Origin of the sequence: Rhodopseudomonas palustris (genome assembly GCF_034479375.1) — a bacterium.
GTDB lineage: Bacteria > Pseudomonadota > Alphaproteobacteria > Rhizobiales > Xanthobacteraceae > Rhodopseudomonas > Rhodopseudomonas palustris_M.
This window is the reverse complement of sequence record NZ_CP140155.1, coordinates 3,987,966-4,014,368: the sequence shown is the minus strand read 5'-3', so window position 1 is coordinate 4,014,368 and position 26,403 is coordinate 3,987,966. Positions and strand designations below refer to the sequence as shown.

Below are 26,403 nucleotides of genomic sequence, written 5' to 3'. Positions count from 1 at the left end.
CGGGAACTGGTCGCCGTTGAGATTGTCAGTCGGTGTCGAGGTCTTCGAGCCGGACCGCGCGCCCGTCCTGCAGGCTGCTCCGTGCCTGCTCGATGCGCCGCTGAAATCGCGGATCGTTTTCGAGACGATAGTCGAACCAGTCGTCCTCCGATTCGAATCCGATCAGCACGCCCGCCGGCTTGCCGTGACGCGTGATCACGATCTGCTGGGTCTCGGCTTCGCGCAGATAGCGCGACAGATCGTCCTTCACCTCGGACAGCGGAACCTGCTTCACGCCGGGTCTCCGAATTGTGCGAGCCACGTGTCTGCCTCCGTTTTGGGGACGATCGCCAACACCTGAACGGTCGTATCCAGGACATCGTAGAATATTCGTATCTCACCGACGCGGAGGCGATATTGCGGCTGGCGCAGCCCGCGCAAGCGTTTGATACGACTTCGGCTCACTTTCGTCGGCGTGTGCCGAAGGTGTGTTTCGAGCGCCGTGCGCACTTCCGCGCGGGCCTTCGCGCGCAGTGTCTTGAAGTCCTCGACAGCCTCGGGAGCCAAAACGATCTCGAACGTCATTCTGGCCAGAATATAGCCAGACTCCGAGCGGTTACAACGGGCGCGGCAACGCCATCAGTCATCACTGAACGTCGGGAGGGGACAGATCTGATCCGAGAAGCCTCTGCTCACGGGCAAAGGCCTGGCGCTCCCTAGGGGAATCGAACCCCTGTTTCAGCCTTGAGAGGGCCGCGTCCTAACCGCTAGACGAAGGGAGCGTGAGGGCCAGAGCAATAGCGGCGAAACGGCTCGGCTGCAAGATCGGGGGCGGCCATTTCTGCCGTCATGCCCGGCCTCGTGCCGGGCATCCACGTCGTCAGGCCGTGCGGGTGGCCGTGGATGGCCGGGACGGAGCCCGGCCATGACGGTGCGGGAGCTTCGGCCTCGGTTTCCGACGGCCGCAGACTTGTCCGGCCACTGGCGCGACCTCATCCTGAGGAGCCCGACACCGCCCGCAGGGCGGAGGCGGGCGTCTCGAAGGATGGGCCGCGCGTGTCGCCGTCCTTCGAGACGCCCGGCGGCGCCCTTTGGGCTTTGCCGGGCTCCTCAGGACGAGGCTGTGCTTGCGGAGCGGGTCTGCCTGCCCCAGGAGGAGGTCTGTGGCTGCGGAGCGGGCTTGCCTGCCTCGGGGCGAGGTCGGCGCCTGTGGCTCGGTTCAGCGGCGGCGGGGCCCTACGGCTCGCTCGCAAAGGTCAGCCGGCCGGCGGGTTTCATGGTCCGGGCGTCGAAGGTGCGGATTTCGGTGGCGCCGCCGACGTCGAGGGTGACGACGATGTGGTCGCCGGCGGTGCCGGTGGAGACGACTTTGGCGCCCTTCGGCAGCCGCAGCGTCTGCTCGGCGGCGACCGGGGTGCTTCCCTCGGCGCGGAAAAGCTTATAGCCGATGGCGATGAGAACCGCCGCGAGCGCCAGCGCCGTGGTCAGGCCCGCGATCATCATCATCCGCCGCACCCGCGCAAACAACGCGGCCTGTTCGGGGGTCGGTTCGGGCAGGGCGGTTTCGGTCATGCAATACTCGGTTTTTCTGGAAGGCTCGGTCGTGAACGATTCGCAACATCTGCTGGAAGTGGTCGTCGCCGGCGACGAGGGCTCGTCGCGGCTCGACCGGGTTCTGGCCACGCGCTGCCCCGAATTGTCGCGGTCGCGGCTGAAGGTCCTGATCCTGGACGGCCGCGTCGCGATCGCCGGCAGCGCCGTGCGCGACCCCGCTTATCATGCGAGCCCCGGCGAGACGATCACAATCGACGTGCCGCCGCCGGTGGCGCCGGAGCCGGAAGGCGAGGCGATCGCGCTGCAGATCGTGCACGAGGACGACGACATCATCGTCATCGACAAGCCGCGCGGCCTAGTGGTGCACCCGGCCGCCGGCCACGAGACCGGAACCCTGGTCAACGCCCTGATCGCGCATTGCGGCGCCTCGCTGTCCGGGATCGGCGGGGTGCGCCGGCCGGGAATCGTGCACCGGCTCGACAAGGATACCACCGGGCTGATGGTGGCGGCAAAGAATGATCGCGCCCACCAATCCTTGAGCGCGCAGTTCGCCGACCACGGCCGCACCGGCGAGCTGCGCCGCGGCTATTACGCCTTCGTCTGGGGCGTGCCGAACAGGGCCCGCGGCACCATCGAGGCGCCGATCGACCGCCACCCTTACGCCCGCGAGAAGATGGCGGTGCGCGACGGCGGCCGCGAGGCGATCACCCATTGGGAGGTGCTGGAAACCTTCACCGGCCGCAGCGGCGGCGAGATCGTGTCGCTGATCGCCTGCCAGCTCGAGACCGGCCGCACCCACCAGATCCGCGTGCATCTGGCCCATATGGGCCACCCGCTGCTCGGCGACGACGTCTATGGGCCGCACTTCAAGACCAAGGCCAGCCAGCTCCGCCCGCCCGCCCGCGCGGCCCTGACCGATCTCGGCCGCCAGGCGCTGCACGCCTATCTGCTGGTGGTGGAGCACCCCTCCTCGGGGGAGGTGGTGGCCTGGGAATCCGGCCTGCCGGCCGATCTGGCCCGCCTGAAAGCCGCGCTTTCGGCGACGGAATGACGCAGTTTAGTCAGAAAACATAAATCATCTCAGCGCGTTGTTAGGTCGTCACAGCCAAGTGACAAGACTGTAACTAAACTCGCGCGACTAATCTCGTGTATATTGCAGGTGCGTTGGATGAGCCAACGCGGAACTTATCGCAGCCCGGTCGGCTTTAGCAGAGCGACCTGTCTGCCAGGCCGCCCGATGTCGGGGGCTTGAAACCACTGGAGGGCGCTGATGGCCCGTGCAGCTACGCTACCCGTTCTCAACGGTGAATCCGGCCTCGCTCGGTATCTGGCGGAAATCCGCAAGTTCCCGATGCTCGAGCCGCAACAGGAATACATGTTCGCCAAGCGCTGGCGCGAACACGATGATCGCGACGCCGCGCATCACCTCGTCACCAGCCATCTGCGGCTCGTCGCCAAGATCGCGATGGGCTATCGCGGCTACGGCCTGCCGATCTCCGAGGTCGTCTCGGAAGGCAATGTCGGCCTGATGCAGGCGGTGAAGCGGTTCGAGCCCGACAAGGGCTTCCGCCTCGCCACCTACGCGATGTGGTGGATCAAGGCGTCGATTCAAGAGTACATCCTGCGGTCGTGGTCGCTCGTGAAGATGGGCACCACCGCGAACCAGAAGAAGCTGTTCTTCAACCTGCGCAAGGCGAAGAGCAAGATCTCGGCGCTGGACGAGGGTGATATGCACCCCGATCAGGTCAAGCTGATCGCCAAGCGGCTCGGCGTCACCGAGCAGGACGTGATCGACATGAACCGCCGCCTCGGTGGCGACGCGTCGCTCAACGCCCCGATCCGCGACGACGGCGAGCCCGGCGAATGGCAGGACTGGCTGGTCGACCAGTCGCCGAATCAGGAAGCCGTGATGGCCGAGCACGAAGAGCTCGATCATCGCCGCGCCGCGCTGAACGGCGCGATCGGCGTACTCAACCCGCGCGAACGGCGGATCTTCGAGGCGCGCCGCCTCGCCGACGAGCCGATGACGCTGGAAGACCTCGCCGCCGAGTTCGGCGTCTCGCGCGAGCGGGTCCGCCAGATCGAGGTGCGCGCTTTCGAGAAGGTGCAGAGCGCCGTCAAGGGCACGATCGCGCGTCAGGAACAGGCGGCGCTCGAAGCCGCCCACTGACGCCGGCGCCACCAGACTCGGCTCGAACGAGCAGACCCACAGACATCAACCCCGCCGCGATCCGGCGGGGTTTTCTGTGTTTGGCGCTGCGAGGCGAGCTGGCGAGGCAAACGGGTAGTGGAGGTGAGAACGCTCCGCCGCCGCGGGCACGGCTCGAATGACGCCGGGTTCCGATGCGTTCACATCATGCGAACCGGCATCGACCCGGCACGACCTCATGGTGGAGACCTTTGCACGGATCGCTGCGCTGTGATTCGCTTACGTTGGTGAGTCGCGGAGGTCGGAGATGGGACAGCGGCGGATTGGTCAGTTGGGTCTATTGGACGCGGCTGTCAGTCGGAGGACGCCGCGCCGGGCCGAGGTGCTGGACCAGATCGGTCGGCTTCTCGACTGGACAGCTTTCGAGCGCTTGCTGGCGGTGATCCCCGTCGCTGCCAAAGGCGAGCCGTCGTTCCCCGCACTGATGATGTTCAAGGTGCTGCTGCTGCAGCGTTGGTACGGCTTGTCGGATCCGGCCATGGAGGCGGCGCTATTCGATCGGCTGAGCTTCCAGCGCTTTGCCGGCTTGTCGCTGGATGACGAGACGCCGGATCACAGCACGATCTGGCGCTTTCGCGAGCGCCTGAGCAAGACGGGACTGATCGAGCAGCTGTTCGCGGAGTTGCAGCGCCAGCTCGATGCGCATGGCTTCCTGATCAAGCAGGGCACGCTGATCGATGCCTCGATGGTGACGAGTGCGGCCCGCCGCCCCCGCAAGCAAGAGGGAGCGACCAGCCGGGTCGATCCGGACGCCAGGTTCGGCGCCGACAACGAGCGCCGCCGGTTCACCTTCGGCTACAAGATGCATGTGGCGGTCGATCAGGGCACCGGCCTGATCCGCAGCGGGCGGCTGACCTCTGCCAACATCCAGGATGTGAGCGTCGCGCCCGACCTGCTGCCACCAGGCGCCGGCACGGTCTATGCCGATCGCGGCTATCACAGCCAATCGCTTCGTGCGCTGTTGGCGCAGAAGGGCTTCGGCGACGGCGTGATGCGACGTGCCCACAAATCCAAACCCCTGACGGCCGACGAGATCGCGCGCAATCACGCCCTGGTGCCGCTGCGCAGTCCGGTGGAAGCGGTGTTCGGCACCCTCAAGAGAAGCTACGGCTTCGCCCGGATGCGCTACTTCAACGCCCCACGCAACCTCACGGCCTTCTTGCTCGCCTGCATCGCCTACAATCTAAGGCGAAGTCTGAAATTGAGCCTGGCTTGAGCGGCAATGGCCGCCTCCCGGCCCCCGGTCCACCCGAATCCATGCTGACAGACGCTCATCCGAGCCGTCCCACCGTGCTCTCGAAGCCGTTCGACTCAATCCAATGCAGGCATCGCTATCCGCGCAAAGGTCTCCATGGTGAGGAGGCGCGAAGCGCCGTCTCGAACCATGCGCCGCCGGCACTGCGTCCGTCGCCATCCTTCGAGACGCCCGGCTTTGCCGGGCTCCTCAGGATGAGGACTCCGTACATTTGGCAAGGGCTGGAACGCTTCTCAGCGATGAAGCGCGCTAGTCGCGCTTGGCGGTGCCGGTGACGAGGCTGGTCTGGCTGGTGACCGGATCGGTGATCGCGGTGCGGATCGAGGCGCTGCCGTTGCTGCCGAGGGTGAATTTGCTGTCGCCGACCCGGAACGAGCCGTCCTTGATCAGCGCGGTCTGATACTTGATGGTGCCTTCGCTCTGATATTTCACCTGGGCGCGAAAGCCCTGCACGTTGGCCACCGTGATGGCGAACTTCTTGGTGTTCGAATAGGTGCCGTTCCAGGTGCCTTCATAGAGCTTGGCATCGACATTGACGTAGGGCGTCTTCGACGGATTCAGCAGCCCCGCGGCGGTGTAGCCCGAGGCCAGAACGCTCATGATGTCAGCCATCGCCAGCTCCCTGCGGCGCGCAAAATACTCCGCGACACTTCACACCGGCGGCGGCTAATGCCGCGTTAATGGTTGTCCGTCCGGAGCGCACAGCCGTCCGGCAGCGCACAGCCGGGTGTCGCTTCAGCTCACCCCGGCCTCGGCGCCGGGGCGGGCATGCACCGGCAGCAGCAGATAATGCACGCCGTTCTGCTGCGCCTTGGGGAAGCGGCCGGCGCGGATATTGACCTGGATCGACGGCAGCAGCAGCGTCGGCGCGCTCAGCGTCGCATCGCGCGCCTGGCGCATGTCGACGAATTGCTGTTCGCTGACGCCGCCGCGCAGATGCACGTTGCCGTCGCGCTGCGCCTGCACGGTGGTCTCCCACGCATAATCTTCGCGGCCGGGCGCCTTGTAGTCGTGGCACATGAACAGCCGGGTCTGCGGCGGCAGCGCCAGCAGCTTGTGGATCGAGCGATAGAGCTGATGCGCGTCGCCGCCGGGGAAATCGGCGCGGGCCGTGCCGTAGTCCGGCATGAACAGCGTGTCGCCGACGAACACGGCGTCGTCGCCGATCCGATAGGCGATGTCGGCGGGGGTGTGCCCCGGCGTGTGCATCACCTCGACCGGCAGCTCGCCGATCGAAAAGCGCTCGCCGTCCTTGAACAGATGATCGAAATCGCTGCCGTCGGTGCGCAGATCGTCGGCGTTGAACATCGGCCGGAAAATCCGCTGCACGTCCTTGATGTGCTCGCCGATGCCGATCCGCGCGCCGGTCTTGCCCTTGATGTAGGGCGCGCCGGACAGATGGTCGGCATGGGCGTGGGTCTCCAGCACCCACTCGATCGTCAGGTCGTCGTCCCGGGCGGCCTGCAGGATCGCATCGGCGGAGCGGATGTCGACGGACCCGTCGCGATGATCGTAATCCAGCACCGGATCGATCACCGCTGCGCGACGGCTGGCGGGGTCCGACACCAGATAGCTGATGGTGTTGGTCGGCTCGTCGAAAAACGCGCGGATCCGCGGCGAGATCCGCTGCGCCGACACCTGCGGGGAAGACGACACCTGGGGGGAAGAAGGGCTGGTCACGAGCATTTTCCCTGGTCCGGTAGAATGACTGTTGCGCCCCTTCGATATCTATTAGCATATTCGTCCCGTGCAAGCCGGGATCTGTAGAATTTCATGCTGATGGGTGTCACCGCCGCCGACATCGTCACCGTCGCGAGTGGCGGGTTGGTCGGGTTCATCCTCGCGCTGATCGGCGGCGGCGGCTCGGTGCTGGCGGTGCCATTGCTGGTCTATGTGGTCGGCGTCCGCTCGCCGCATGTGGCGATCGGCACCAGCGCGATCGCGGTGGCGATCTCGGCGCTCGCCAACATGCTGAGCCACTGGGCCGCCGGCAATGTGCGCTGGGCCTGCGCGCTGGTGTTCTCGGCGGCCGGGATCGGCGGCGCGTTCGCCGGCTCCACCGTCGCCAAGCAGATCGACGGCCAGCAATTGCTGGTGCTGTTCGGCCTGCTGATGATCGTGATCGGGTTGCTGATGTCGCGCGGCCGCGCCGGCGGCGGCGACCCCACCATCCGGCTGACGATGGCGACCGCGAAGACGATGCTGCCGAAGCTGATCGGCACCGGCTTCGGCGTCGGCGTGCTCGCCGGCTTCTTCGGCATCGGCGGCGGCTTCCTGATCGTGCCGGGACTGATCCTCGCCACCGGCATGCCGCTGACGTCGGCGATCGGCAGCTCGCTGGTCGCGGTGTTCGCGTTCGGCGCCTCGACGGCGGCGAGCTACGCACTGTCCGGACTGATCGACTGGCGGCTCGCCGGCTTCTTCATCGGCGGCGGGCTCGCCGGCGGACTGATCGGCATCGGCGCCGGCAGGCTGATCGGCTCCCACGACAAGGCGCTGCGCGGGGTGTTCTCCGCCGTCGTGGTGATCGTCGGGCTTTATGTCTGCACCCGCGGCGTGATGCACTTCCTGTCCTGACCGGGAGAGCCGGTCTTGCGAGCGTCATCGATGCGGCTCTAGACTTCCTCCTTTCAGCACCAGGGAGGATTTCATGGACTACACCGGCTTGCGCCCGCGCAGCGGCGCCACCGAGCGTCGCCAGACCAACCCCGATCGCGCCCGGACCGTCGATGCCCTCATCGCCCTCCGCGCCGGCCTGAAGCAGCTTCCGCCGAAGGGCCCCGGCAACTTCCTGCTCGCGACCTGGAATATCCGCCAGTTCGGCGGCAGCGGCCGGACAGACGATGCGCTGTACTGCATCGCCGAATGCATCAGCCGCTTCGATCTGGTCGCGGTGCAGGAAGTGCGGCAGGATCTGGTCGCGCTGAAACGCGTGATGCGGCTGCTCGGCCGCGACTGGGACTACATCTACACCGACGTGTCGTTCGCCGACGGCGGCAATGGCGAGCGCCTCGCGTTCCTGTTCAACCGCTCGCGCGTCCACTTCAGCGGCCTCGCCGGCGAACTGGTGCTGCCGAGCAAGGCGGCCACCGAAATGGTGGCGCAGATCGCGCGGACGCCGTTCATCTGCGGCTTCCAGTCGGGCTGGGCGAAGTTCAATCTCTGTACCGTTCACATCTATTACGGCAAGGGCAAGAAGGACGATCCGAAGCGGATCGAGGAGATCGACCTGACCGCGAAGCTGCTCGCCGCCAAGGCCAAGAGCTACATCAATCTGGACTCCGCGGCCGACTACTCGCCGGAAAATCTGGTGCTGCTCGGCGACTTCAACATCTTCGGCCGCGAGGACGCGACGTTCCAGGCGCTGACCCGAAACAAATTCATGATCCCCGAACAGCTGCTGCGGCAGACGAAGGGCAGCAACGTCGCCCAGGACAAGTTCTACGACCAGATCGCGTTTTTCAAGGAAACCCGCGGCATCAAAGAGATGAGCGCCGGCGTGTTCGACTTCTACAAATACGTCTTCAACGATCCCGAGCTCTACAAGGACGCGATGCCGGCGAAGGCGAAGTTCAAGGACTGGCGCACCTATCAGATGTCGGACCATCTGATCATGTGGACCGAGTTCGACGTCGACAAGGCCGACGTCTACCTGAAGTCGCTCGCCAGGGAGCACAGCGGCGAGAGCGACGCCGGCGGCGCGAAGACGACCGCGACGAAGAAGACGGCCAAGAAGCCCGCCAAGAAAGCCAAGAAGAAGACACCGGCGGAATAAGCCGCGGCAACACTCCCGACTGTCGTCGCCGCGACCACTGCGACGCGATGCGGCCACGCGCGCTGCGACAGAGCGCCTCAGGCCGGGTTGCCGGGCTAAACATCACTGTCATGTTGCACGGCTAATCTTGGGCTCCGCGATGCTTGATCGGCGGGTCGACGCAGATCGGCCGCCGCAGTCGATCAGGCGCAGTCGATCAGGGCGCAGCAATGCGTTTGCACGTCTCCGCATTCTCCGAAATCCAGCGAAAGGCTCCCTCTTTCATGCGCAACACCATGCTGACTTCGTTCGTTTCCGCTCTGCTCGCAGTGGCGGCGTCGGTCACCGTCGCGGCTGCGGCCGACGGCGCCATCGACAACGGCGCGCTGGCGAAATCCGAATTCCGCGATCATGCGCGGACCTTCGGACTGGTCTACACGCTGCCCAAGAACGTCAACGATGTTCTCGATGCGACCATCAGGGGCCCGCTGAAGGAAAAGCTCCTGAATGCGAAGCTCGACACCGAAGCGCAGATGCACAACATTCCGCACGTCACGGTGGTCCACATCCATAATGCCGATCCCGCCACGCCCGAGAAGATGCTCGCGGCGCTGCCCAAACTGCCGCCGGTCCTCGACGTCACGCTGAAGAATTTCTACACCACCGAAGCCGCCAAGGGCGCCGGCCATCCGTGGTGGCTCGACCTCGGCATCGTCAAGGAAGGCAAGAGCTTCGAGGAAATGATGGCGTTCAATACCGCCGCCACGGCCGCGCTGGCTCCGCTCCGCGACGGACCGCTGCCGCGTTGCACCGGACCGGTCTATGCGGTGATGAGCGATGCCGCCAAGGATCTGGTCCGCACCGTCGGCGTCAGCGGCGTCAATGTCGTCAAGGACGGCAAGGAACTGCGCTCGCACAACCCGCACAACACGCTGGTCTACAGCATGGCGAAGTTCACCCCGGAGCTGCAGGCGCAGATGAACCAGGCGGCGAAGGAGTTCAACCAGATCCTCCCGGACGGAATCCCCACCTCGTTCAAGAGCGTCTCGATCGTCGAGCTGGGCTTCGCCGGCAACGTGCTGCGCGAAATCTATCGGATCAGCCTCGAGGACGGCTCGGTGCTGAACGTCGCCACCGGCAAGATGGCTTCGCTGAAGTAGGCATCGGACCGGGCGCTCCGGCGTTTCGGTGCGCAAGCCGGCCAAGGAAAAGGGCGGCCCGATGATGGGCCGCCCTTTTTGATTCGCGATTTGGTTTCGATCCAGCCGAGGCGTTCGAAGTTACTCGGCCGCCATCTTGACGTCGGGCGCGGCGGCGAGGACTTCGGCGTCGACCTGCGCTTCGAACTTGGCGAAGTTCTTCTGGAACATGCCGACCAGTTTGCGCGCCGTCGCATCGAACGCGGCCTTGTCGGCCCAGGTCTTGACCGGATCGAGGATCTCGCTCGGCACGCCGTGCAGCGACGTCGGCACCGCGAAGCCGAAATACGGATCGGTGCGGAATTCGACGTTGCGCAACGAGCCGTCCAGCGCCGCTGTCAACAGCGCGCGGGTGACCTTGATCGGCATGCGGTGGCCGGTGCCGTAGATGCCGCCGGTCCAGCCGGTGTTGACCAGCCAGCAATCGACGTCGTGCTTGGCGATCAGCTCGCGCAGCATGTTGCCGTAGACCGAAGGATCGCGCGGCAGGAACGGCGAGCCGAAGCAGGTCGAGAATTCCGGCTCGGGCTCGGTGACGCCGCGCTCGGTGCCGGCGACCTTGGCGGTGTAGCCGGACAGGAAGTGATACATCGCCTGCGCCGGGGTCAATTTGGCGATCGGCGGCATCACGCCGAAGGCGTCGGCCGCGAGCATCACCACGTTCTTCGGCTGGCCGGCGCGGCCGGTCAGCGACGCATTCGGAATCGATTCCAGCGGATACGCCGAGCGGGTGTTCTCGGTCTTGGAGCCGTCGTCGAAATCCGGCTTGCGGGTGATTTCGTCGAGCACGACGTTTTCCAGCACCGCGCCGAACCGCGACGACGCCGCGAAGATCTCGGGCTCGGCCTCGGCCGACAGCTTGATGCACTTGGCGTAGCAGCCGCCTTCGAAGTTGAAGACGCCGTCCTTGCCCCAGCCGTGCTCGTCGTCGCCGATCAGCGTGCGGTTCGGGTCGGCCGACAGCGTGGTCTTGCCGGTGCCGGACAGGCCGAAGAAGATAGCGGTGTCGCCCTGCGGTCCGACATTGGCCGAGCAGTGCATCGGCATCACGCCCTTCTCGGGCAGATAGTAGTTCAGCGTGGTGAACACGCTCTTCTTCATCTCGCCGGCGTATTGGGTGCCGCCGATCAGCACGATCTTGCGGGCGAAGTCGATCGCCACGACGTTCTCGGAGCGGCAGCCGTGACGCTTCGGATCGGCGCGGAAGCTCGGCAGATCGATCAGCGTCAGCTCGGGAACGAAGCTCTCCAGCGCGGCGCGGTCGGGACGGCGCAGCAGCGTACGGATGAACAGCGAGTGCCAGGCGAGCTCGGTGAACACGCGGGTCTTGATCTGGAACGACGGATCGGCGCCGCCGTACAGGTCCTGCGCGAACAGCGTCATGCCTTCGGCGTGCTTCAGGAAGTCCTGATACAGCGTCTCGAACTGATCGGCGGTGATCGACTGGTTGCCGCCCCACCACATCGTGGTCTCGGTGGTGGCGTCGCGGACCGTGAACTTGTCCTTCGGGCTGCGGCCCGTGAATTCGCCGGTGTCGGCGCAGAGCGCGCCGTCGGCCGACAGCACGGCTTCGCCGTTCTTCAGCGCATGCTCATAGAGCTGCGGAGCGGCGAAATTCCAGTACACGCCGTTGAGATTTTTGAGTCCGAATTTGTCGGCGCCATGAGCACCGTTATGCACGCCCGTCTCTTGCACGAATGAATCCTCCTCGAGTCCGCGTTGTCCCGATCGCGCGATTGCCGCCAATGCGCTTCAGCCCGCGGTAAACGTCAATATATACCGCCTTGGTCCAGGTGGGGCGACTGAATAGTGGCGAACCTCGGCTTTGCCAACCCGGGCGGCAGTATTTCGTTTACCGCCGGAAGACATTGCGCTGGCTCAAGTCATGCGGCGGCCCGGGCGATGTCTGCCATGCGTTTGAGCATGTCCCGCAGCGCTGCGGCGGTGGTCACCCGCTCGGGAAACGGCAGCCGCAGGGTGGTTCGGCCGGCTTGCAGATCGAGCCCGTCGGGATCGAGACCGGTGCAGCGCCAGTCGCCCGCAGCGGCGCCGAGCAGCCGGGTCGCATAAAGATTCATCGTGCCCAAATGATCCGCATTCATGTGCTCGACCGCAGACGCTTCGGCTTCCAGCAGGCCGGCGGCCCCGCCGAGATCGGTCAGATAGTCCGAAGGCTCGAGATCGACGATGCGGCCGAAGCCCGCGACCAGATGGGCGGCGCTGGTCTCGATCCGGTACAGCGCGAAATCGGAAAAATCGATGTAATCGGCGGCTCCGGGGTGGGCCGCCAGATAGCGCCTGCGGAGCTGCGGAACATCGGCCGGATCGGCTTCGGCGGCGACGCCGAGCAGCATGATCCGGGCCCCTTCCAGCGGGTCCCCCTCGGCGCGCTCATCGAGCATCAGCGATACCCGCGGGTCGGCCAGCAGGTTCCGGGTGTGCACCGCCAGGCGGGAAATCAACAGGATCGGCGAACCGTCCGGCGCGCTGGCGAGGTTGACCAGCGAGCAATAGGGACCGCCGCTGCCGCGCAGCAGGGTGGCCAGCGCGCCCTCGCGGCGGCGGCGCAGAAGCGAGCTGGAGACCTTGCGGGGGTCGAATTCGGCCGTCGGCTGCATGGGGAAAATTCCGTCAATTCATTGCCGAATGGGGCTTTGATGCCCAGAAACCGGGCTTATATCAATGCCGGCCTGCGCCCCGTTCCCGAGATTTAGAAACCGGCCACATTTCAGCCCAGCTTGCATTGCTCGTTGACTGTGCTTTTTGGGCAACCTGAACCACGGATCGCCGAATCGTTCGCGGTCTCGCCACGCCGTTTCGGAAAGAGCTACATGCCAACAATCGCCCTGGTCGACGACGACCGCAACATCCTCACATCGGTCTCGATCGCTCTGGAAGCCGAAGGCTACCGGATCATGACCTACACGGATGGCGCGTCTGCGCTCGACGGATTCCGCACCTCGCCGCCCGACCTCGCCATCCTGGATATCAAGATGCCGCGGATGGACGGCATGGAGACGCTGCGGCGGCTGCGGCAGAAATCCGATCTGCCGGTGATCTTCCTCACCTCGAAGGACGAGGAGATCGACGAATTGTTCGGCCTCAAGATGGGCGCCGACGATTTCATCCGCAAACCGTTCTCGCAGCGCCTGCTGGTCGAGCGCGTCAAGGCGGTGCTGCGGCGCTCGGCGCCGAAGGACCCCGCCGCGGCGCCGAAGGAAACCGACGCCAAGGCGCTCGATCGCGGCCTGCTGCGGATGGACCCGGAGCGTCACACCTGCACCTGGAAGAACGAGCCGGTGACGCTGACCGTCACCGAATTCCTGATCCTGCAGGCGCTGGCGACCCGGCCGGGCGTGGTGAAGAGCCGCAACGCGCTGATGGATGCCGCCTATGACGACCAGGTCTATGTCGACGACCGCACCATCGACAGCCACATCAAGCGGCTGCGCAAGAAGTTCAAGGTGGTGGACGACGATTTCGAGATGATCGAGACGCTCTACGGCGTCGGCTATCGTTTCAAGGAAACCTGAACGGCGTGCCGGACCGCGGGCGCATCGGCGCCTGACGGCGCCGCCGCATTGCGATATGCTGGCGCATGATCCCGAAAAGGGAATACCGGTTTTCGGAGAAGATCATGCGGCAACGAGAATTGCTCATCGCCAATCACCGGGCAGGCTTGGCCATTGCTGGATCGCACCGCGGCTGATCGAGAGGTCCGCGACGGCGACGACGCCGCCGCGCAGGACGAGGCCGTGGCGCAGGTCCGGCCGTGGACGCGGCCGCTCGCCTGGGCGCGCCGCGCCGGGCAGTTCTTCTTCACGCTGAGCTTCTCCAGCCTGACGCGGCGGATCCTGTCGCTCAACCTCGCTGGCCTGATGGCGCTGTCGGCGAGCATTCTGTATCTGTCGCAGTTCCGCGCCGGCCTGATCGACGCCCGCGCCCAGAGCCTCTTGGTGCAGGCGGAGATCATCGCGGGCGCGATCGCCGCCTCCGCCACCGTCGAAACCAACACCATCACCATCGATCCGGACCGGCTGCTCGATCTCAAGCCCGGCGAGACCTACGGCCCGCCGGACGAATTCGCGGTGCTCGACTTCCCGATCAATCCCGAACGCGTCGCGCCGGTGCTGCGGCGGCTGATCTCGCCGACCAAGACGCGGGCGCGGATTTACGACCGCGATGGCGTGCTGATCCTCGACAGCCGCAGCCTGTATGGCCGCGGCGACGTGATGCGGTTCGAACTGCCGCCGCCGACCGCGGAAAAGCCCGGCATCGTCGAACGCGCGATGATCGCGGTCCGCACCTGGCTCAATCGCGGCGACCTGCCGCTGTATCGCGAGCTCGGTCCCGAAAACGGCAACGGCTACCAGGAGGTCGCCGATTCGCTGAAGGGCCAGAAGAACTCGATGGTGCGGATCAACGAGCGCGGCGAAGTGATCGTCTCGGTGGCGGTGCCGGTGCAGCGCTTCCGCGCCATCCACGGCGCGCTGATGCTGTCGACCCAGGGCGACGACATCGACCAGATGGTCACCGCCGAGCGGCTGGCGATCCTGAAGATTTTCGGGCTGGCGGCGATCGTGATGTTCGTGCTCTCGGTGCTGCTGGCCTCGACCATCGCGGGCCCGGTGCGCAGGCTCGCCGACGCCGCCGAGCGGGTCCGCCGCCGGATCCGCGCCCGCGTCGAAATTCCCGACTTCACCACAAGGCGCGACGAGATCGGGCATCTGTCCGGCGCGCTGCGCGAGATGACCGACTCGCTATACAACCGCATCGAGGCGATCGAGGCGTTCGCCGCCGACGTCAGCCACGAACTGAAAAACCCGCTGACCTCGCTGCGCTCCGCGGTCGAGACGCTGCCGCTGGCCAAGAATGCCAACAGCCGCTCGCGACTGCTCGCGGTGATCGAGCACGACGTGAAAAGACTCGACCGGCTGATCTCGGACATCTCGGACGCCAGCCGCCTCGACGCCGAATTGCAGCGCCAGGATGCCGCCCCGGTCGATCTGCGCCGGCTGCTGACGACGCTGACGCTGGTCGCCAACGAAACCCGGCTCGGCAATATCGCGATGGTCGACGTGCGGTTCGAGGGGCCGGCGAGCGATCCGTTCTCGGTGCCGGGCCATGATTCGCGGCTCGGCCAGGTGATCTCCAATCTGCTGTCCAACGCGCAGTCGTTCTCGCGCGAGGGCGGCCGCGTCCAGATCGTCTGCCGCCGCCGCAAGACCGAGATCGAGATCGTGGTCGACGACGAAGGCCCGGGCATCCGCGACGACGCCTTCGACAAGATCTTCGAGCGCTTCTACACCGACCGGCCGCATCAGGGCTTCGGCCAGAATTCCGGGCTCGGCCTGTCGATCTCCAAGCAGATCGTGGAGGCGCATGGCGGCAAGATCCGCGCCGAGAACCGCCCCGGTCCGCGCGATGCCGACGGCGAGCCGACCATCGCGGGCGCCCGCTTCATCGTCCGGCTGCCGTCGACATGACGGCCGCACCCAGCGTGCACGCCTCCGCCGTCCGGATCGGCGACCGCGCGGTGCTGATCCGCGGCCCCTCCGGATCCGGCAAATCCCGCCTCGCCTTCGGGCTGATCGTCGCAGGACGGGCGCGGCAGATCCCGCCGGTGGAACTGATCGGTGACGATCGTGTCATTCTGCAACGGCGCGACGGCCGGCTCTGGGTGCGCCCGGCGCCGGAGATCGCCGGAATGATCGAGGTCAGAGGCCTCGGCCTGCGCCGCGTTCCGGCCGCGCCGGAGGCCATGGTCGGCCTCCTGGTCGACCTCGCCGCCAGCGACGCCGCCCGCCTTCCGGAAGCTGCGTCGATGCGCGGGATCGTGGAGGGCGTCGAATTGCCGCGGGTGCCGGTAGGTGAAGCCTACGATCCGCTACCTCTGGTGGTGGCGGCGTTCACGACCATCGACGCCGTCGCCGCTGCGACACAGTTGGACGATTGCTGGAAGGATTTTTGTAACCATATGAGCCACACAATCGTCACTGAATAGACCGGCCCCGGTTCCCGATTTGCCCCCGTCTTGAAGGGAGAATCGCGAGAACCCCCTTGCATAGGGGCTCTGGATGGTCAAAGTGACCCGTTCGCGCGGTGCACCCACGAAGCGCCCGCGAGGAGTTTCCGATGATTGGTCTAGTACTTGTGACCCACGGGCGCCTTGCCGACGAGTTCAAGGCAGCGCTGGAACACGTGATGGGGCCACAAAAGCAAATCGAAGCCGTCACGATCGGCGCCGAAGATGACGCCGACCTGTGTCGCAGCGACATCATCGAGGCGGTGAATCGCGTCGACAGCGGCGACGGCGTTGCGATTCTGACCGACATGTTCGGCGGAACGCCGTCGAATCTCGCGATCTCCTGCATGAGCCGCCCGAAGGTCGAAGTGCTCGCCGGGATCAATTTGCCGATGCTGGTGAAACTGGCCAAGGTCCGCGAGGAACGCGCTTTGCCCGATGCCATCGCGCTGGCCCAGGAAGCCGGGCGCAAATACGTCACCATCGCCAGCCGGGTGCTGGCCGGAAAATGACCGCAGACGTGCCCCAGACCGCGACAGACGCACAGGCGGGCACCACCGCCGGAAAAATCTCCCGCGAGATTCCCGTCATCAACAAGCGCGGCCTGCATGCGCGGGCCTCGGCCAAATTCGTCCAGATGGCCGAGAAGTTCCAGGCCGATATCACCGTGACGCGCAACGGCGAGACCGTCGGCGGAACCTCGATCATGGGCCTGATGATGCTGGCCGCCGGGATCGGCACCACCGTCACCGTGTCGGCGACCGGACCCGAGGCGCAGCAGGCCGTCGACGCGCTGGCCGAACTGATGGGCAGCAAGTTCGGCGAAGAAGAATAAGCCCGCGCCGGCTTATCTCGCCGCCGCCGAGGGCGGCAGCACCAGGAAGAACACGTCCTGCACCGTGCCGCCCGCGATCCCGAGCAGCGGCCGGCTGAGCCACACCTTGCTGCGCAGGATCTGCGGCTGCGCCGCCACGATCTGCTCGGCGATCGCCAGACAGGCCTGATCCGCCGCCGGGCACACCAGCGCCGCGCCGCGCGCGGTGGCGTCGGCTTTCAGCGTTGCCAGATCGGCGGTCGCGAAGGCGCGGCTGTCGGTGCGCAGATAATACGCGGTGTTCTGCGCCAGCGCGGTTTCGCCCGCGACCAGCGCGATCGGCCTGTCGGTGTGGCGCTGCCAGACCCGCGCGATGTCGGAGGCCAGCAGGGAGGCGTATTCGAACGGCTCCGGCGCGCTGCTCGTATGGATCGCCACCGCCACGCCCGGCGCCGCGGCCAGGATCGTCAGCGCCAGCGCCGCAGCCCCGATCAGCATCCGCCGCAGCGCGTCGCGGCCGACCGCGATCAGCGGCGACGACAGCAGCACGATCGGCAGCAGCGTGAAGGCCGGCATCGTCCACAGCGGCACGATGCGGATGCCGGTCACCAGCGCCAGCGGCGCGGGGCCCACGATCATCAGCAGCTGGATCGTCACGATCAGCCGGCGCTGCGGGTCGGCCGGCCAGAGGCTCTCCGCCAGTGCGGCGCGCGACGGCCGCAGCAGCACCCAGGTGGCGATCAGCGCCAGCGCCGCATAGCCGACGCAGCCGGCGAGATAGCGCAGCGTGTCGAGCGCATTGTGCCCGAGGCCGTCGGATTCCCGCGCGGCCGCGTAGGCAAAGGTCGGGAAGCGGTGATCGATCAGCCAGGCCAGATGCGGCGCCAGCACCACCGCGCCGGCTGCGATCATCAGCCACGGCGCCGGCGAGGCGAAAAACCGCGCCCGCCGCCGATCCAGCAGCGCGCCGAGGCCCAGCGCGCCGATCAGCACGATCGACCAGTATTTGCCCAGCATCGCGCAGCCGGCGAACACGCCCGCCAGCGTCGGCCACAGCAGGCCGCGGGCCTCGAAGGCGCGCAGGAAGCAATGGATGGTCAGCGCCCACAGCGGCAGCAGCACCGCATTGGCGTTGTATTTCAGCGCGATGAAATTGAAGAACGGGATCAGCGTCAGCAGCGCCAGCCCGAACAGCGCCTTCTCGGCCGTCATATAGCGCCGCATCGTCCGCCAGGCGATGTACAGCGTGACCGCGATGTTGACGGTGGCGAGCAGATGGAACGTCAGGTCCGAGACCGGGACCACGCTGAACCAGGCGCGGGCGACGAAGGCCGAGAACGGCGGGTGTTTGTCGTAACCGAACGCCAGATGCTGCGACCAGGCGTACAACTCGGTTTCGTCGGCGTGCAGGTCGCGCGGCCAGGTGGCGATCGTCCGGTAGGCGGTCCAGATCGCCGCGTAGACCGCCAGCGACAGGATGACGGTACGCTCCTGCCGTTTGGGATCGAGCAGCGCGTCGATCCAGCGCTCGATCAGCGACAGGCGGCCGCGGGACGTGGCAATCGAGGTCATCCGGACCCTGGGTTCGAGGCATGCGCGGCGGACATCAGCCGGTTCGGCCCGCCCCGTCAAGCACGCCAAAAGCGGCGGTTTTTCGGGCGGTTGCGGTCGCCCTTCGCCTTGCCGCGCCGGAGTCCCGGTGCTATCTCGCGACCATGACCACCGCCCCCATCGACAACATCCGCAACTTCTCCATCGTCGCCCATATCGACCATGGCAAGTCGACGCTCGCCGACCGGCTGATCCAGATCACCGGCGGCATGTCCGACCGCGAAATGGCCGGCAAGGAGCAGGTGCTCGATTCGATGGACATCGAGCGCGAGCGCGGCATCACCATCAAGGCGCAGACCGTGCGCCTGAACTACCGCGCCAAGGACGGCAAGGACTACATCTTCAACCTGATGGACACGCCCGGCCACGTCGACTTCGCCTACGAGGTGTCGCGGTCGCTGGCGGCCTGTGAGGGCTCGCTGCTGGTGGTCGACGCCTCGCAGGGCGTCGAGGCCCAGACCCTGGCCAACGTCTATCACGCGCTCGATGCCGGCCACGAGATCGTGCCGGTGCTCAACAAGGTCGACCTGCCCGCGGCCGAGCCGGAGAAGATCAAGCAGCAGATCGAGGACGTGATCGGGCTGGACGCCTCCGACGCGGTGATGATCTCGGCCAAGACCGGCCTCGGCGTGCCCGACGTGCTGGAAGCGATCGTGACGCGGCTGCCGCCGCCGAACGGCGACCGCTCCGCCCAGCTCAAGGCGCTGCTGGTCGATAGCTGGTACGACGTCTATCTCGGCGTCGTGGTGCTGGTGCGGATCGTCGACGGCGTGATGAAGAAGGGCCAGCGCATCCGGATGATGGGCACCAACGCGGCCTATGATCTGGAGCGCGTCGGCTACTTCACGCCGAAGATGACCACGGTCGACGAACTCGGCCCCGGCGAAATAGGCTTCATCACCGCCGGCATCAAGGAAGTCGCCGACACCCGCGTCGGCGACACCATCACGGACGACAGGAAGCCGATCACCGAGATGCTGCCGGGCTTCAAGCCGGCGATTCCGGTGGTGTTCTGCGGCCTGTTCCCGGTCGACGCCGACGATTTCGAAACGCTGCGCGGCGCGATGGGCAAACTGCGGCTCAACGACGCCTCGTTCTCGTTCGAAATGGAAACCAGTGCCGCACTCGGCTTCGGCTTCCGCTGCGGCTTCCTGGGCCTGCTGCATCTGGAAATCATCCAGGAGCGGCTCAGCCGCGAGTTCGACCTCAATCTGATCGCGACTGCGCCGAGCGTCATCTACAAGATGACGCTGACGGACGGCACCGAAATGGAGATCCACAATCCGGTCGACATGCCGGACGTGGTCAAGATCGCCGAGATCCAGGAGCCGTGGATCGAGGCGACGATTCTGACGCCCGACGAATATCTCGGCTCGGTGCTGAAACTGTGCCAGGACCGCCGCGGTAATCAGAAGGAGCTGACCTATGTCGGCGCCCGCGCGATGGTGAAGTACGACCTGCCGCTCAACGAAGTGGTGTTCGATTTCTACGACCGCCTCAAGAGCGTGTCGAAGGGCTACGCCTCGTTCGACTATCACCTCACCGAGTACAAGCCGGCCGATCTGGTGAAGATGCAGATCCTCGTCAATGCCGAGCCGGTCGACGCACTGTCGATGCTGGTGCACCGCACCCGCGCCGAAGGCCGCGGCCGCGCCATGGTGGAGAAGATGAAAGAGTTGATCCCGCCGCACATGTTCGTCATCCCGATCCAGGCGGCGATCGGCGGCAAGATCATCGCCCGCGAAACCGTCCGCGCGCTGCGCAAGGACGTCACCGCCAAATGCTACGGCGGCGACATCACCCGAAAGCGCAAACTTCTCGAAAAGCAGAAGGAGGGCAAGAAGAAGATGCGCCAGTTCGGCAAGGTGGATATTCCGCAGGAGGCGTTCATTGCGGCGTTGAAGGTGGATAGTTGAGGGATTCGGATCTCCCGTCACTCGGAAATACACCGGCAGATCGGATAGCCGCGATATTGCGCGCAGTCGTAAGCACCGCTCCAGTTGTCGGGGGCTTGCTCACCGAAATCATCACAGAGTTGATCCCCAATCAAAGATTGGATCGGGTCGAAAGGTTCATATTAGCATTGGCCGAAGAGGTGCAGCGCGCCGGTTGCGAGCGATGCTTGCCCACTTCTGAGGGGCCTCAACTGGAGTTGGTCGAATCTGGCCTCCGGGCGGCCTCAATGACTAGCTCAACTTCAAAAATTGAACATCTGGCCAAGTGCGCGGCAAGGGGGCTTACCAAGGACGAAGGGGATGCGATTCGAGCTCAGAGGATCCTAAAAATCCTATCCGAGCTTGATCCCGAAGAGCTAATAGTATTGTTGTATCATACAAAGCTAACGATAGCGGCCGCGCAAGAATTTCGTAAGCTGCATCCGGCTATCTTTGATCTCCCCTTGCTTATGTACGGATGTGATCAAGACGTTCGTAAGCGGAATGCGGAATATCAGGCGGCGGAACGTCATCTTATTTCTTTGGGCCTGGTCAGCGAAGAGATTAAATTCGATAGCAAGACTGGTTCAGCTAAACTGACTATAAGGAAGGCCGAGAAGGACGTTCAGCTTACGATCGTCGGACGCCTAGTTCTGCATCATGCGGGATTGATCGAAGAGGTTTAGCTCACAAGCAGCCCGGTTGAACGAGGTGGCGTCAAGAATACCTGTTTTGCCCGCATACATTTTTAGCGGAGGCGAACGCCATGACCGATATGACTTACGATCCCGAAGCCGACGCGGTGTATATCAGGGTCGGGGCAGGCGAGGTCGAGAACACCGAGGAAGCCGGGCCGTTCATCTACGATCTGGACCAGCACGGCCGCATTCTGGGAATTGAAATCCTGACCGCGACCAAGGTCCTCGCGCCAGGCGATTGGCAGAACGCGCGCTTGCCGGGCAAGGCGCGCTTCAACGCTGCCGAGTAGCAACCAGCCTGCTACTCCGCCGCATCCCCGACCGGCCGCAACTCGCCGGCGGCTTTCATCTCGTCGTGCAGGGCGATCGGGTCCCAATCATAGCCGTTCGGCCAGGTCGGCACGCCGTTCTCCACAAAAACGCGTTTGAAGTATGCGGGGTCCTTGAGCGGCTCCAGCATCGGGCCGTGCTCGCTGAGAATAAAGCCGAGATCGTGCTCTCCGACGGTGTCATCGGAAAACTCAAGTTTCAGCCGGTGACCATCAAGCGCTGTCGCGCGTCGCACCTTAATCATCATCATCGTCCGGACCCGCAATTCGCTCGAGCGTTTCGTGCCGTCGCGCCCGCTCCCAATTCGCAAGCAGTGCCGTCCGCCGCAACGTTACCCATCGTCGCACAATCAGCATCGCGGTCGGTGGCAGTTTGCCCCGCAACAGACTGGCGTCCTCAATCACCACCAATGCCTCATAACCTTGATAAATCACGTGGACATGAGGTGGGTTATGGTCGCGATAGTACATCGCGATGGCAATTCCGAGAAAGTACGCGATCGTCGGCACGCCCGTCTCCACTTCGGCAGTCTCACAATAAGACGCAATAGACCCAGGATGACAACCAGGAATTGCAATCGCCGCCTGACCTGTTACACATGCCGCCATGCCAACCGATCCAGATAAGCCCACCTCTGAAACTGCCTGTGACCCTTTGGCATCGCTGCGGGAGCGGCTGCGGACGCAGGGCTTGCGGCCGATTGTGCGCAGCGCGCCGGACATGTGCGATCCCCAGTTTCTGGCCGATCTCCGCCGCGAAGTTGCGATGATGGCGCGCCATCCCGAGAATGATGCGATCGATGATGGGATCGAGGCGAATCGCGATCTCGAGGGTGGGGTGTGGGACGGCGATTTCGAAGATTTCCCGTAGCCCCCCGCCCCCTTCGCCGCAACGACCCGTGCTCCGTTTCCTGCTATGCGTCGCCGATTCAACGCTCTGCAAGGTGATTCGGATGGCAAAGCTCGCTCGCGCATTCGCTTCAAGTTTCATTGCGCTACTGATGGTAAGCGGCTCCGCCCTCGCCGATCCGATCGCACCGGCCGGCAAGCCGATTGGCCAGGACGGGGGCGGTCACACCATCTATCAGGTCAACGCCAACGGTATCTCGATCGGTTACAAGCTGATCGGTAGCGGCGCGCCGATGGTGATGATCATGGGGCTCGGCGGGACCGCCGAGAACTGGCCGCCGAAGGTCGTCGCGGCGCTGTCGCAGCGCTATCAGCTGATCCTGCCGGACAATCGCGGCATGGGCCACACCACCGCCAACGCCACCACCTTCAGCTATCCGCTGTTCGCCGCCGACGTGATCGGGCTGCTCGACGCGCTGGGTGTCAAACATACCCATGTGCTGGGCTATTCGATGGGCTCGACGATCACCCAGCAATTGCTGCTGCAATATCCGGATCGTTTCAACAAGGCGCTGATCCACGCCACCTCGACCGACGGCAGCAACGTCGCCAAGGCGCTGCATGGCCGGGTGCCGGCCGATCCGATCGTGGCGCGGCAGGTCGAGGCCACCACGCATTGGAAGACCCCGCTGGACAAGCTGCCGGCGATCCCCAATCAGGTGATGCTGGTGGTCGGCACCGCCGACGACGTGGTCGGCACCGACAGTTCGAAGACGCTGGCCGCCGCGATCCCGGGGGCGTGGCTGGTGCAGTTCAAGGGCGCGACGCACCACCTGATGTACGAGACCCCCGAGGGCTTCTCCGCCGCCGCGCTGACGTTCTTCGACACCGACGAGACGGTGACGGTGAAGCCGCAGGCCGGCGCCCCGGTGGTGCCGCCGGCCGGGCAACCCTGAGCGGAACGCCAGCACGACAACCGCCGGGCGAGCCGCCATTTTGCGTCAGATCACGACGCCGCCCCCGAATCCGCCGCATCATCGCCGGCGATGACCGCCACCGCCCACCTTCTCAGCGCCGCCGACATCGAGGCCGCCACCCGGATCGCCGAGCCGGATTTCGATCTGCTCGACGCGCTGGTGCGGACCGACGATCCGGACGATCAGGCCCACACGCTGGCGCGCGTGGTGTTGGCGGCGTTCGACAATTATTACGCGGTGTCGCGGCGGATTCCGGCGCTGGCGAAAGCGGCGTTCGAGGCGCGCGACTGGTCGGCGACGGTGCGGCTGTCGAAGATCCGGCTCGGGCTGTACACCGCCTGCATCGATCAGCTCGTGCCGCTGCTGAAGGCCGGGCTGCCCGAACTCGCCAATGACGAGCAGGTCTGGGCGCGCGCCGAGGCCGAGCTGCTGGCGGCGATCGCCGGCCGCTACGAGGCCGATTTCGCCTTCGCGTTCTGGCAGTCGCTGCGCCGCAAGCTGGTCAGCGACGAATGGCGGCCGGTGTCCTACGATACCGGCCCGGCGGCGCGTCCGCCGGCCTCTGTCGCCGCGGTGCTCAAGACCATCGCCGCCACGCTGCCGATCCGGCCGGAGGTGATCCGCGATGCGCTCGACGCCGCGGGCTTCACCGGCCCTTGGCGCGATCTCGACGGCGACGCAGCGCTTGCCGCCGCCGCGATCGAGGCGGCGCTGGAGCCGCTCGGCCCGCGCGCCGGCGAGAGCGCGAAGATCGAGATCGCCCAATCCGGATTCTTTCGCAATCGCGGCGCCTGCCTGATCGGGCGCATCCGGCTGCGCGACCGCGGCGACATGCCGCCGCGCAACATCCCGTTGCTGATCGCGCTGCTCAACGAGGACGACGGCCTCGTCGTCGACGCAGTGCTGTGCGACAGCGACGAGCTGCAATTCGCATTCTCCTCGACGCTGGCGAATTATCACGCCACCAACCCGCGCTATCACGAGCTGGCGCGGCTGCTGCACGAGCTGATGCCGAAGCGGCCGCTCGGCACGCAATATTCCTGCATCGGCTTTCATCACCTCGGCAAGGTCGCGGTGATGAACGAGATCCTCACCGAGCATCGCAAGAGCAAGCAAAAGCTCGCCACCGCGCCGGGCTTCAAGGGCACGGTGGCGATCGCGTTCACGATGCCGTCGTCGGCCTATGTGCTGAAGATCATCCGCGACCATCCGACCGACGACTACAAGTTCGATTATTTCGACGGCCTCGACGCGGTGCTGCGCAAGTACAATCTGGTGCACGAGATCGACCGCGCCGGCTCGATGCTCGACAACATCATCTATTCGAACGTCAAGCTCGCCCGCACGATGTTCGCGCCCGATCTGCTCGACGAGCTGCTCGAATCCGGCATCGACACCGTGACGCTGGAGCGCGACGCGCTGGTGTTCCGGCATCTGATCGTGCAGATCAAGCTGACGCCGCTGCCGCTGTATCTCACCACGGCTGCGGGCGCCGACGCCCGCGCCGCGGTGATCAATCTCGGCGACTGCATCAAGAACAACGCCGCCGCCGACATCTTCAACAAGGACCTCGACGGCCGCAATTACGGCGTCAGCCGGATCCGCAAAGTGTATCTGTTCGACTACGACGCGGTCGAACCGCTGACCGACGTCAAGGTCCGCAGCACCGCGATCGCCCCGGTGCCGGAGTTCGAGGACGGCGTGGTGTTCCGGCCCGAGGAGATGCTGGAGGGGCTGCGGATCGACGATCCCGGCCTGCGCCGCGCCTTCCGCGACGCCCATCCGGAACTGATGCAGCCGGACTATTGGGAGGCCATGCAGCGCGCGCTGCGCGAGGGCAGGGTGCCCAAGGTGATGAACTACCCGGCGTCGCGGCGGCTGCGGCGGTAGCTCCGCGCAAGTCCGGCCCGTGCCCGGGATGGGGCTGTGGCCAATGAAGTCGGGCACTTTCGTTTCAACGCGTCATGCCCGGCCTTGTGCCGGGCATCCACGTTCTCCCTGCGGAAGCCGCAAGAAAGGCGTGGATGGCCGGGACAAGCCCGGCCATGACGGGGTGAACTGCGAAGTGAACGACTGCGCAGGGCGAGCCGGGCGTCGCGAAGGATGAGGGATGCAGTGTGGAGAGGCCGCCTGACCACCCCGCCCTTGCCGAAGCTCCTCGCCGCCTCTACCTGTGCGAGGCTCATTCCCGGACGAGGACACCGCCCATGCTCGACGCCGCCATCAAGGCGCTGACCCAGATTCTGTCGCCGCCGATGCGCTCGATCCTGTGGCGTTCGATCGGCTTCGCGCTGGCGCTGATCGCAGTGGCGGCGATCGGGCTGCAGCGGCTGCTGAGCTGGCTGGCCTCGTCGAGCGAGTTGTGGGCCGAGGCCGCGCTGGGCGGCTTCCAGACCCCGCTCAACATCCTGTCCTGGGTATTCTCGATCGCCGCCGGTCTCGGCATCGTGGTCGGCGCGGTGTTCCTGATGCCGGCGGTGACCTCGCTGGTCGCCGGCATCTTCGTCGACGAGGCCGCCGAACATGTCGAGCGCGAATATTATCCGCATGACGAGCCGGGCGTCGCGCTGCCGGTCGGCGTGGCGCTGATCGAGACCGTCAAGACCGCGCTGCTGACGATTCTGGTCTATCTGGTGGCGCTGCCGTTCCTGCTGTTCGCCGGCGCCGGCGTTATCGTGTTCTTCGTCGCCACCGGCTGGCTGCTCGGCCGGGAATATTTCGAACTGGCGGCGATGCGCTTCCGCCCCGCCGCCGAGGCCAAGGCGATGCGGCGCGACAATGCCACCACGGTGTTCATCGCCGGGCTGGTGATCGCCGCCTTCGTGTCGATCCCGATCGTCAATTTGGCGACGCCGTTGTTCGGCATGGCCTTCATGGTGCATCTGCACAAGCGATTGTCCGGCTCGCGGCCGGAACTGATCGCGCCGGAGCGACGGGAGATCGGCGCACGCTGACGAGCGCGGGCGCCTCAACGACGGAGCGTCGTGTTACTCCGCACGACCGTCGCGGCGCCAGCGGCGCTTGACCGCATAGGCGACCTCCTGCGCGGCGCCACCGACGATCATCAGCAGAAAATTGGCCAGATGAGACATCTTCATCGCATCACTCCCGGTTCGGGCGGCTCGCCGCGATTCGTCGCGGCCGCTGCTACGACTCTCCCTGACTTGTTAGTTCAGGGTGCGCTGAATTGAATATTGGAATGATTTGCAGAGTTGC

28 protein-coding genes and 1 tRNA gene are annotated in these 26,403 nt (G+C 65.5%); 18 read left to right on the top strand and 11 right to left on the bottom strand.

From position 1 onward, the window contains the following. Window positions 1-25: 25 nt before the first annotated feature. The 4 genes from SR870_RS18095 to SR870_RS18080 all read right to left on the bottom strand — a co-directional run bounded on the left by SR870_RS18095 (window position 26) and on the right by SR870_RS18080 (window position 1,551). Window positions 26-274: a type II toxin-antitoxin system Phd/YefM family antitoxin gene (locus SR870_RS18095; protein ID WP_322514913.1), complete on the bottom strand. Its 249-nt coding sequence runs from the start codon at window positions 272-274 to the stop codon at window positions 26-28. Further along, window positions 271-564, bottom strand: a complete 294-nt coding sequence (locus SR870_RS18090; protein ID WP_322514912.1) for a type II toxin-antitoxin system RelE family toxin — start codon at window positions 562-564, stop codon at window positions 271-273. Before SR870_RS18090 ends, SR870_RS18095 begins: the two co-directional genes overlap by 4 nt. Before the next feature lie 122 nt (window positions 565-686). Further along, window positions 687-761 (bottom strand) — tRNA-Glu (locus SR870_RS18085). 454 nt (window positions 762-1,215) lie between these two features. Next, window positions 1,216-1,551, bottom strand: a complete 336-nt coding sequence (locus tag SR870_RS18080) for a hypothetical protein (RefSeq protein ID WP_322514911.1) — start codon at window positions 1,549-1,551, stop codon at window positions 1,216-1,218. On the opposite strand from SR870_RS18080, the gene SR870_RS18075 reads away from it, so the two are divergent. The 3 genes from SR870_RS18075 (at window position 1,433) to SR870_RS18065 (ending at window position 4,958) form a co-directional block, all read left to right on the top strand. Further along, the gene (locus tag SR870_RS18075; RefSeq protein WP_416221094.1) at window positions 1,433-2,584 is read left to right on the top strand and encodes an RluA family pseudouridine synthase; all 1,152 of its coding nucleotides are present in this window, start codon (window positions 1,433-1,435) and stop codon (window positions 2,582-2,584) included. The genes SR870_RS18080 and SR870_RS18075 overlap by 119 nt on opposite strands. A gap of 219 nt (window positions 2,585-2,803) precedes the next feature. After that, complete coding sequence (gene rpoH, locus SR870_RS18070) at window positions 2,804-3,703, top strand: RNA polymerase sigma factor RpoH (protein WP_011439356.1); 900 nt, start codon at window positions 2,804-2,806, stop codon at window positions 3,701-3,703. A gap of 286 nt (window positions 3,704-3,989) precedes the next feature. Continuing rightward, on the top strand, window positions 3,990-4,958 hold the full coding sequence (locus SR870_RS18065) for an IS5 family transposase (RefSeq protein WP_322514909.1): 969 nt from the start codon (window positions 3,990-3,992) through the stop codon (window positions 4,956-4,958). Window positions 4,959-5,246: 288 nt separating this feature from the next. Here SR870_RS18065 and SR870_RS18060 read toward each other — a convergent pair whose 3' ends face one another. Both SR870_RS18060 and SR870_RS18055 read right to left on the bottom strand, forming a co-directional pair. Beyond that, the gene (locus SR870_RS18060) at window positions 5,247-5,609 is read right to left on the bottom strand and encodes a hypothetical protein (protein ID WP_322514908.1); all 363 of its coding nucleotides are present in this window, start codon (window positions 5,607-5,609) and stop codon (window positions 5,247-5,249) included. 123 nt (window positions 5,610-5,732) lie between these two features. Then, window positions 5,733-6,677, bottom strand: coding sequence for an MBL fold metallo-hydrolase (locus SR870_RS18055; protein ID WP_322514907.1), 945 nt, complete (start codon window positions 6,675-6,677; stop codon window positions 5,733-5,735). 93 nt (window positions 6,678-6,770) lie between these two features. On the opposite strand from SR870_RS18055, the gene SR870_RS18050 reads away from it, so the two are divergent. The 3 genes from SR870_RS18050 (at window position 6,771) to SR870_RS18040 (ending at window position 9,911) form a co-directional block, all read left to right on the top strand. Continuing rightward, window positions 6,771-7,574: a sulfite exporter TauE/SafE family protein gene (locus SR870_RS18050; RefSeq protein WP_322514906.1), complete on the top strand. Its 804-nt coding sequence runs from the start codon at window positions 6,771-6,773 to the stop codon at window positions 7,572-7,574. Window positions 7,575-7,647: 73 nt separating this feature from the next. After that, window positions 7,648-8,772: an endonuclease/exonuclease/phosphatase family protein gene (locus SR870_RS18045; protein ID WP_322514905.1), complete on the top strand. Its 1,125-nt coding sequence runs from the start codon at window positions 7,648-7,650 to the stop codon at window positions 8,770-8,772. 263 nt (window positions 8,773-9,035) lie between these two features. Continuing rightward, window positions 9,036-9,911: a hypothetical protein gene (locus SR870_RS18040; RefSeq protein ID WP_322514904.1), complete on the top strand. Its 876-nt coding sequence runs from the start codon at window positions 9,036-9,038 to the stop codon at window positions 9,909-9,911. A gap of 120 nt (window positions 9,912-10,031) precedes the next feature. Here SR870_RS18040 and SR870_RS18035 read toward each other — a convergent pair whose 3' ends face one another. Together SR870_RS18035 and SR870_RS18030 are read right to left on the bottom strand one after the other, a co-directional pair. After that, window positions 10,032-11,645: a phosphoenolpyruvate carboxykinase gene (locus tag SR870_RS18035; RefSeq protein WP_322514903.1), complete on the bottom strand. Its 1,614-nt coding sequence runs from the start codon at window positions 11,643-11,645 to the stop codon at window positions 10,032-10,034. Window positions 11,646-11,833: 188 nt separating this feature from the next. Then, a complete protein-coding gene (locus SR870_RS18030; protein WP_322514902.1) occupies window positions 11,834-12,568 on the bottom strand; it encodes a HugZ family protein in 735 nt (244 codons plus the stop codon). Window positions 12,569-12,781: 213 nt separating this feature from the next. On the opposite strand from SR870_RS18030, the gene SR870_RS18025 reads away from it, so the two are divergent. The 5 genes from SR870_RS18025 (at window position 12,782) to SR870_RS18005 (ending at window position 16,810) form a co-directional block, all read left to right on the top strand. Then, window positions 12,782-13,483, top strand: a complete 702-nt coding sequence (locus SR870_RS18025; protein ID WP_011439364.1) for a response regulator transcription factor — start codon at window positions 12,782-12,784, stop codon at window positions 13,481-13,483. A gap of 153 nt (window positions 13,484-13,636) precedes the next feature. Then, window positions 13,637-15,436 carry a stimulus-sensing domain-containing protein gene (locus SR870_RS18020; protein ID WP_416221093.1) on the top strand — a complete coding sequence of 600 codons (1,800 nt, stop codon included), beginning with the start codon at window positions 13,637-13,639 and terminating at the stop codon, window positions 15,434-15,436. Next, on the top strand, window positions 15,433-15,954 hold the full coding sequence (locus SR870_RS18015) for an HPr kinase/phosphatase C-terminal domain-containing protein (RefSeq protein WP_322514901.1): 522 nt from the start codon (window positions 15,433-15,435) through the stop codon (window positions 15,952-15,954). Before SR870_RS18020 ends, SR870_RS18015 begins: the two co-directional genes overlap by 4 nt. A 131-nt stretch (window positions 15,955-16,085) precedes the next feature. After that, complete coding sequence (locus SR870_RS18010; protein ID WP_011439367.1) at window positions 16,086-16,487, top strand: PTS sugar transporter subunit IIA; 402 nt, start codon at window positions 16,086-16,088, stop codon at window positions 16,485-16,487. Next, window positions 16,484-16,810: an HPr family phosphocarrier protein gene (locus SR870_RS18005; RefSeq protein WP_322514900.1), complete on the top strand. Its 327-nt coding sequence runs from the start codon at window positions 16,484-16,486 to the stop codon at window positions 16,808-16,810. Before SR870_RS18010 ends, SR870_RS18005 begins: the two co-directional genes overlap by 4 nt. A gap of 12 nt (window positions 16,811-16,822) precedes the next feature. Here the strand turns inward: SR870_RS18005 and SR870_RS18000 are convergent, their stop codons facing one another. Further along, on the bottom strand, window positions 16,823-18,361 hold the full coding sequence (locus tag SR870_RS18000; RefSeq protein WP_322514899.1) for a glycosyltransferase family 39 protein: 1,539 nt from the start codon (window positions 18,359-18,361) through the stop codon (window positions 16,823-16,825). 143 nt (window positions 18,362-18,504) lie between these two features. On the opposite strand from SR870_RS18000, the gene lepA reads away from it, so the two are divergent. The 3 genes from lepA to SR870_RS17985 all read left to right on the top strand — a co-directional run bounded on the left by lepA (window position 18,505) and on the right by SR870_RS17985 (window position 21,322). Further along, window positions 18,505-20,316 carry a translation elongation factor 4 gene (gene lepA / locus SR870_RS17995; RefSeq protein ID WP_322514898.1) on the top strand — a complete coding sequence of 604 codons (1,812 nt, stop codon included), beginning with the start codon at window positions 18,505-18,507 and terminating at the stop codon, window positions 20,314-20,316. Between the two features lie 56 nt (window positions 20,317-20,372). Further along, window positions 20,373-21,020 carry a hypothetical protein gene (locus tag SR870_RS17990; protein WP_322514897.1) on the top strand — a complete coding sequence of 216 codons (648 nt, stop codon included), beginning with the start codon at window positions 20,373-20,375 and terminating at the stop codon, window positions 21,018-21,020. 80 nt (window positions 21,021-21,100) lie between these two features. Beyond that, window positions 21,101-21,322: a DUF2283 domain-containing protein gene (locus tag SR870_RS17985; RefSeq protein WP_322514896.1), complete on the top strand. Its 222-nt coding sequence runs from the start codon at window positions 21,101-21,103 to the stop codon at window positions 21,320-21,322. A gap of 11 nt (window positions 21,323-21,333) precedes the next feature. Here the strand turns inward: SR870_RS17985 and SR870_RS17980 are convergent, their stop codons facing one another. Both SR870_RS17980 and SR870_RS17975 read right to left on the bottom strand, forming a co-directional pair. Next, complete coding sequence (locus SR870_RS17980) at window positions 21,334-21,612, bottom strand: DUF2442 domain-containing protein (RefSeq protein WP_322514895.1); 279 nt, start codon at window positions 21,610-21,612, stop codon at window positions 21,334-21,336. After that, window positions 21,599-21,871, bottom strand: coding sequence for a DUF4160 domain-containing protein (locus SR870_RS17975; RefSeq protein ID WP_322514894.1), 273 nt, complete (start codon window positions 21,869-21,871; stop codon window positions 21,599-21,601). The genes SR870_RS17980 and SR870_RS17975 overlap by 14 nt, the downstream gene beginning before the upstream one ends. 97 nt (window positions 21,872-21,968) lie before the next feature. On the opposite strand from SR870_RS17975, the gene SR870_RS17970 reads away from it, so the two are divergent. The 4 genes from SR870_RS17970 to SR870_RS17955 all read left to right on the top strand — a co-directional run bounded on the left by SR870_RS17970 (window position 21,969) and on the right by SR870_RS17955 (window position 26,141). Continuing rightward, a complete protein-coding gene (locus SR870_RS17970; RefSeq protein ID WP_322514893.1) occupies window positions 21,969-22,232 on the top strand; it encodes an antitoxin MazE-like protein in 264 nt (87 codons plus the stop codon). A 130-nt stretch (window positions 22,233-22,362) separates the two neighbouring features. Then, a complete protein-coding gene (locus SR870_RS17965; protein ID WP_322514892.1) occupies window positions 22,363-23,166 on the top strand; it encodes an alpha/beta hydrolase in 804 nt (267 codons plus the stop codon). A 90-nt stretch (window positions 23,167-23,256) separates the two neighbouring features. Further along, window positions 23,257-25,077 carry a bifunctional isocitrate dehydrogenase kinase/phosphatase gene (aceK, locus tag SR870_RS17960; RefSeq protein ID WP_322514891.1) on the top strand — a complete coding sequence of 607 codons (1,821 nt, stop codon included), beginning with the start codon at window positions 23,257-23,259 and terminating at the stop codon, window positions 25,075-25,077. 317 nt (window positions 25,078-25,394) lie between these two features. After that, window positions 25,395-26,141 carry a sulfate transporter family protein gene (locus tag SR870_RS17955; RefSeq protein ID WP_322514890.1) on the top strand — a complete coding sequence of 249 codons (747 nt, stop codon included), beginning with the start codon at window positions 25,395-25,397 and terminating at the stop codon, window positions 26,139-26,141. The last annotated feature ends 262 nt before the right edge of the window (window positions 26,142-26,403 follow it).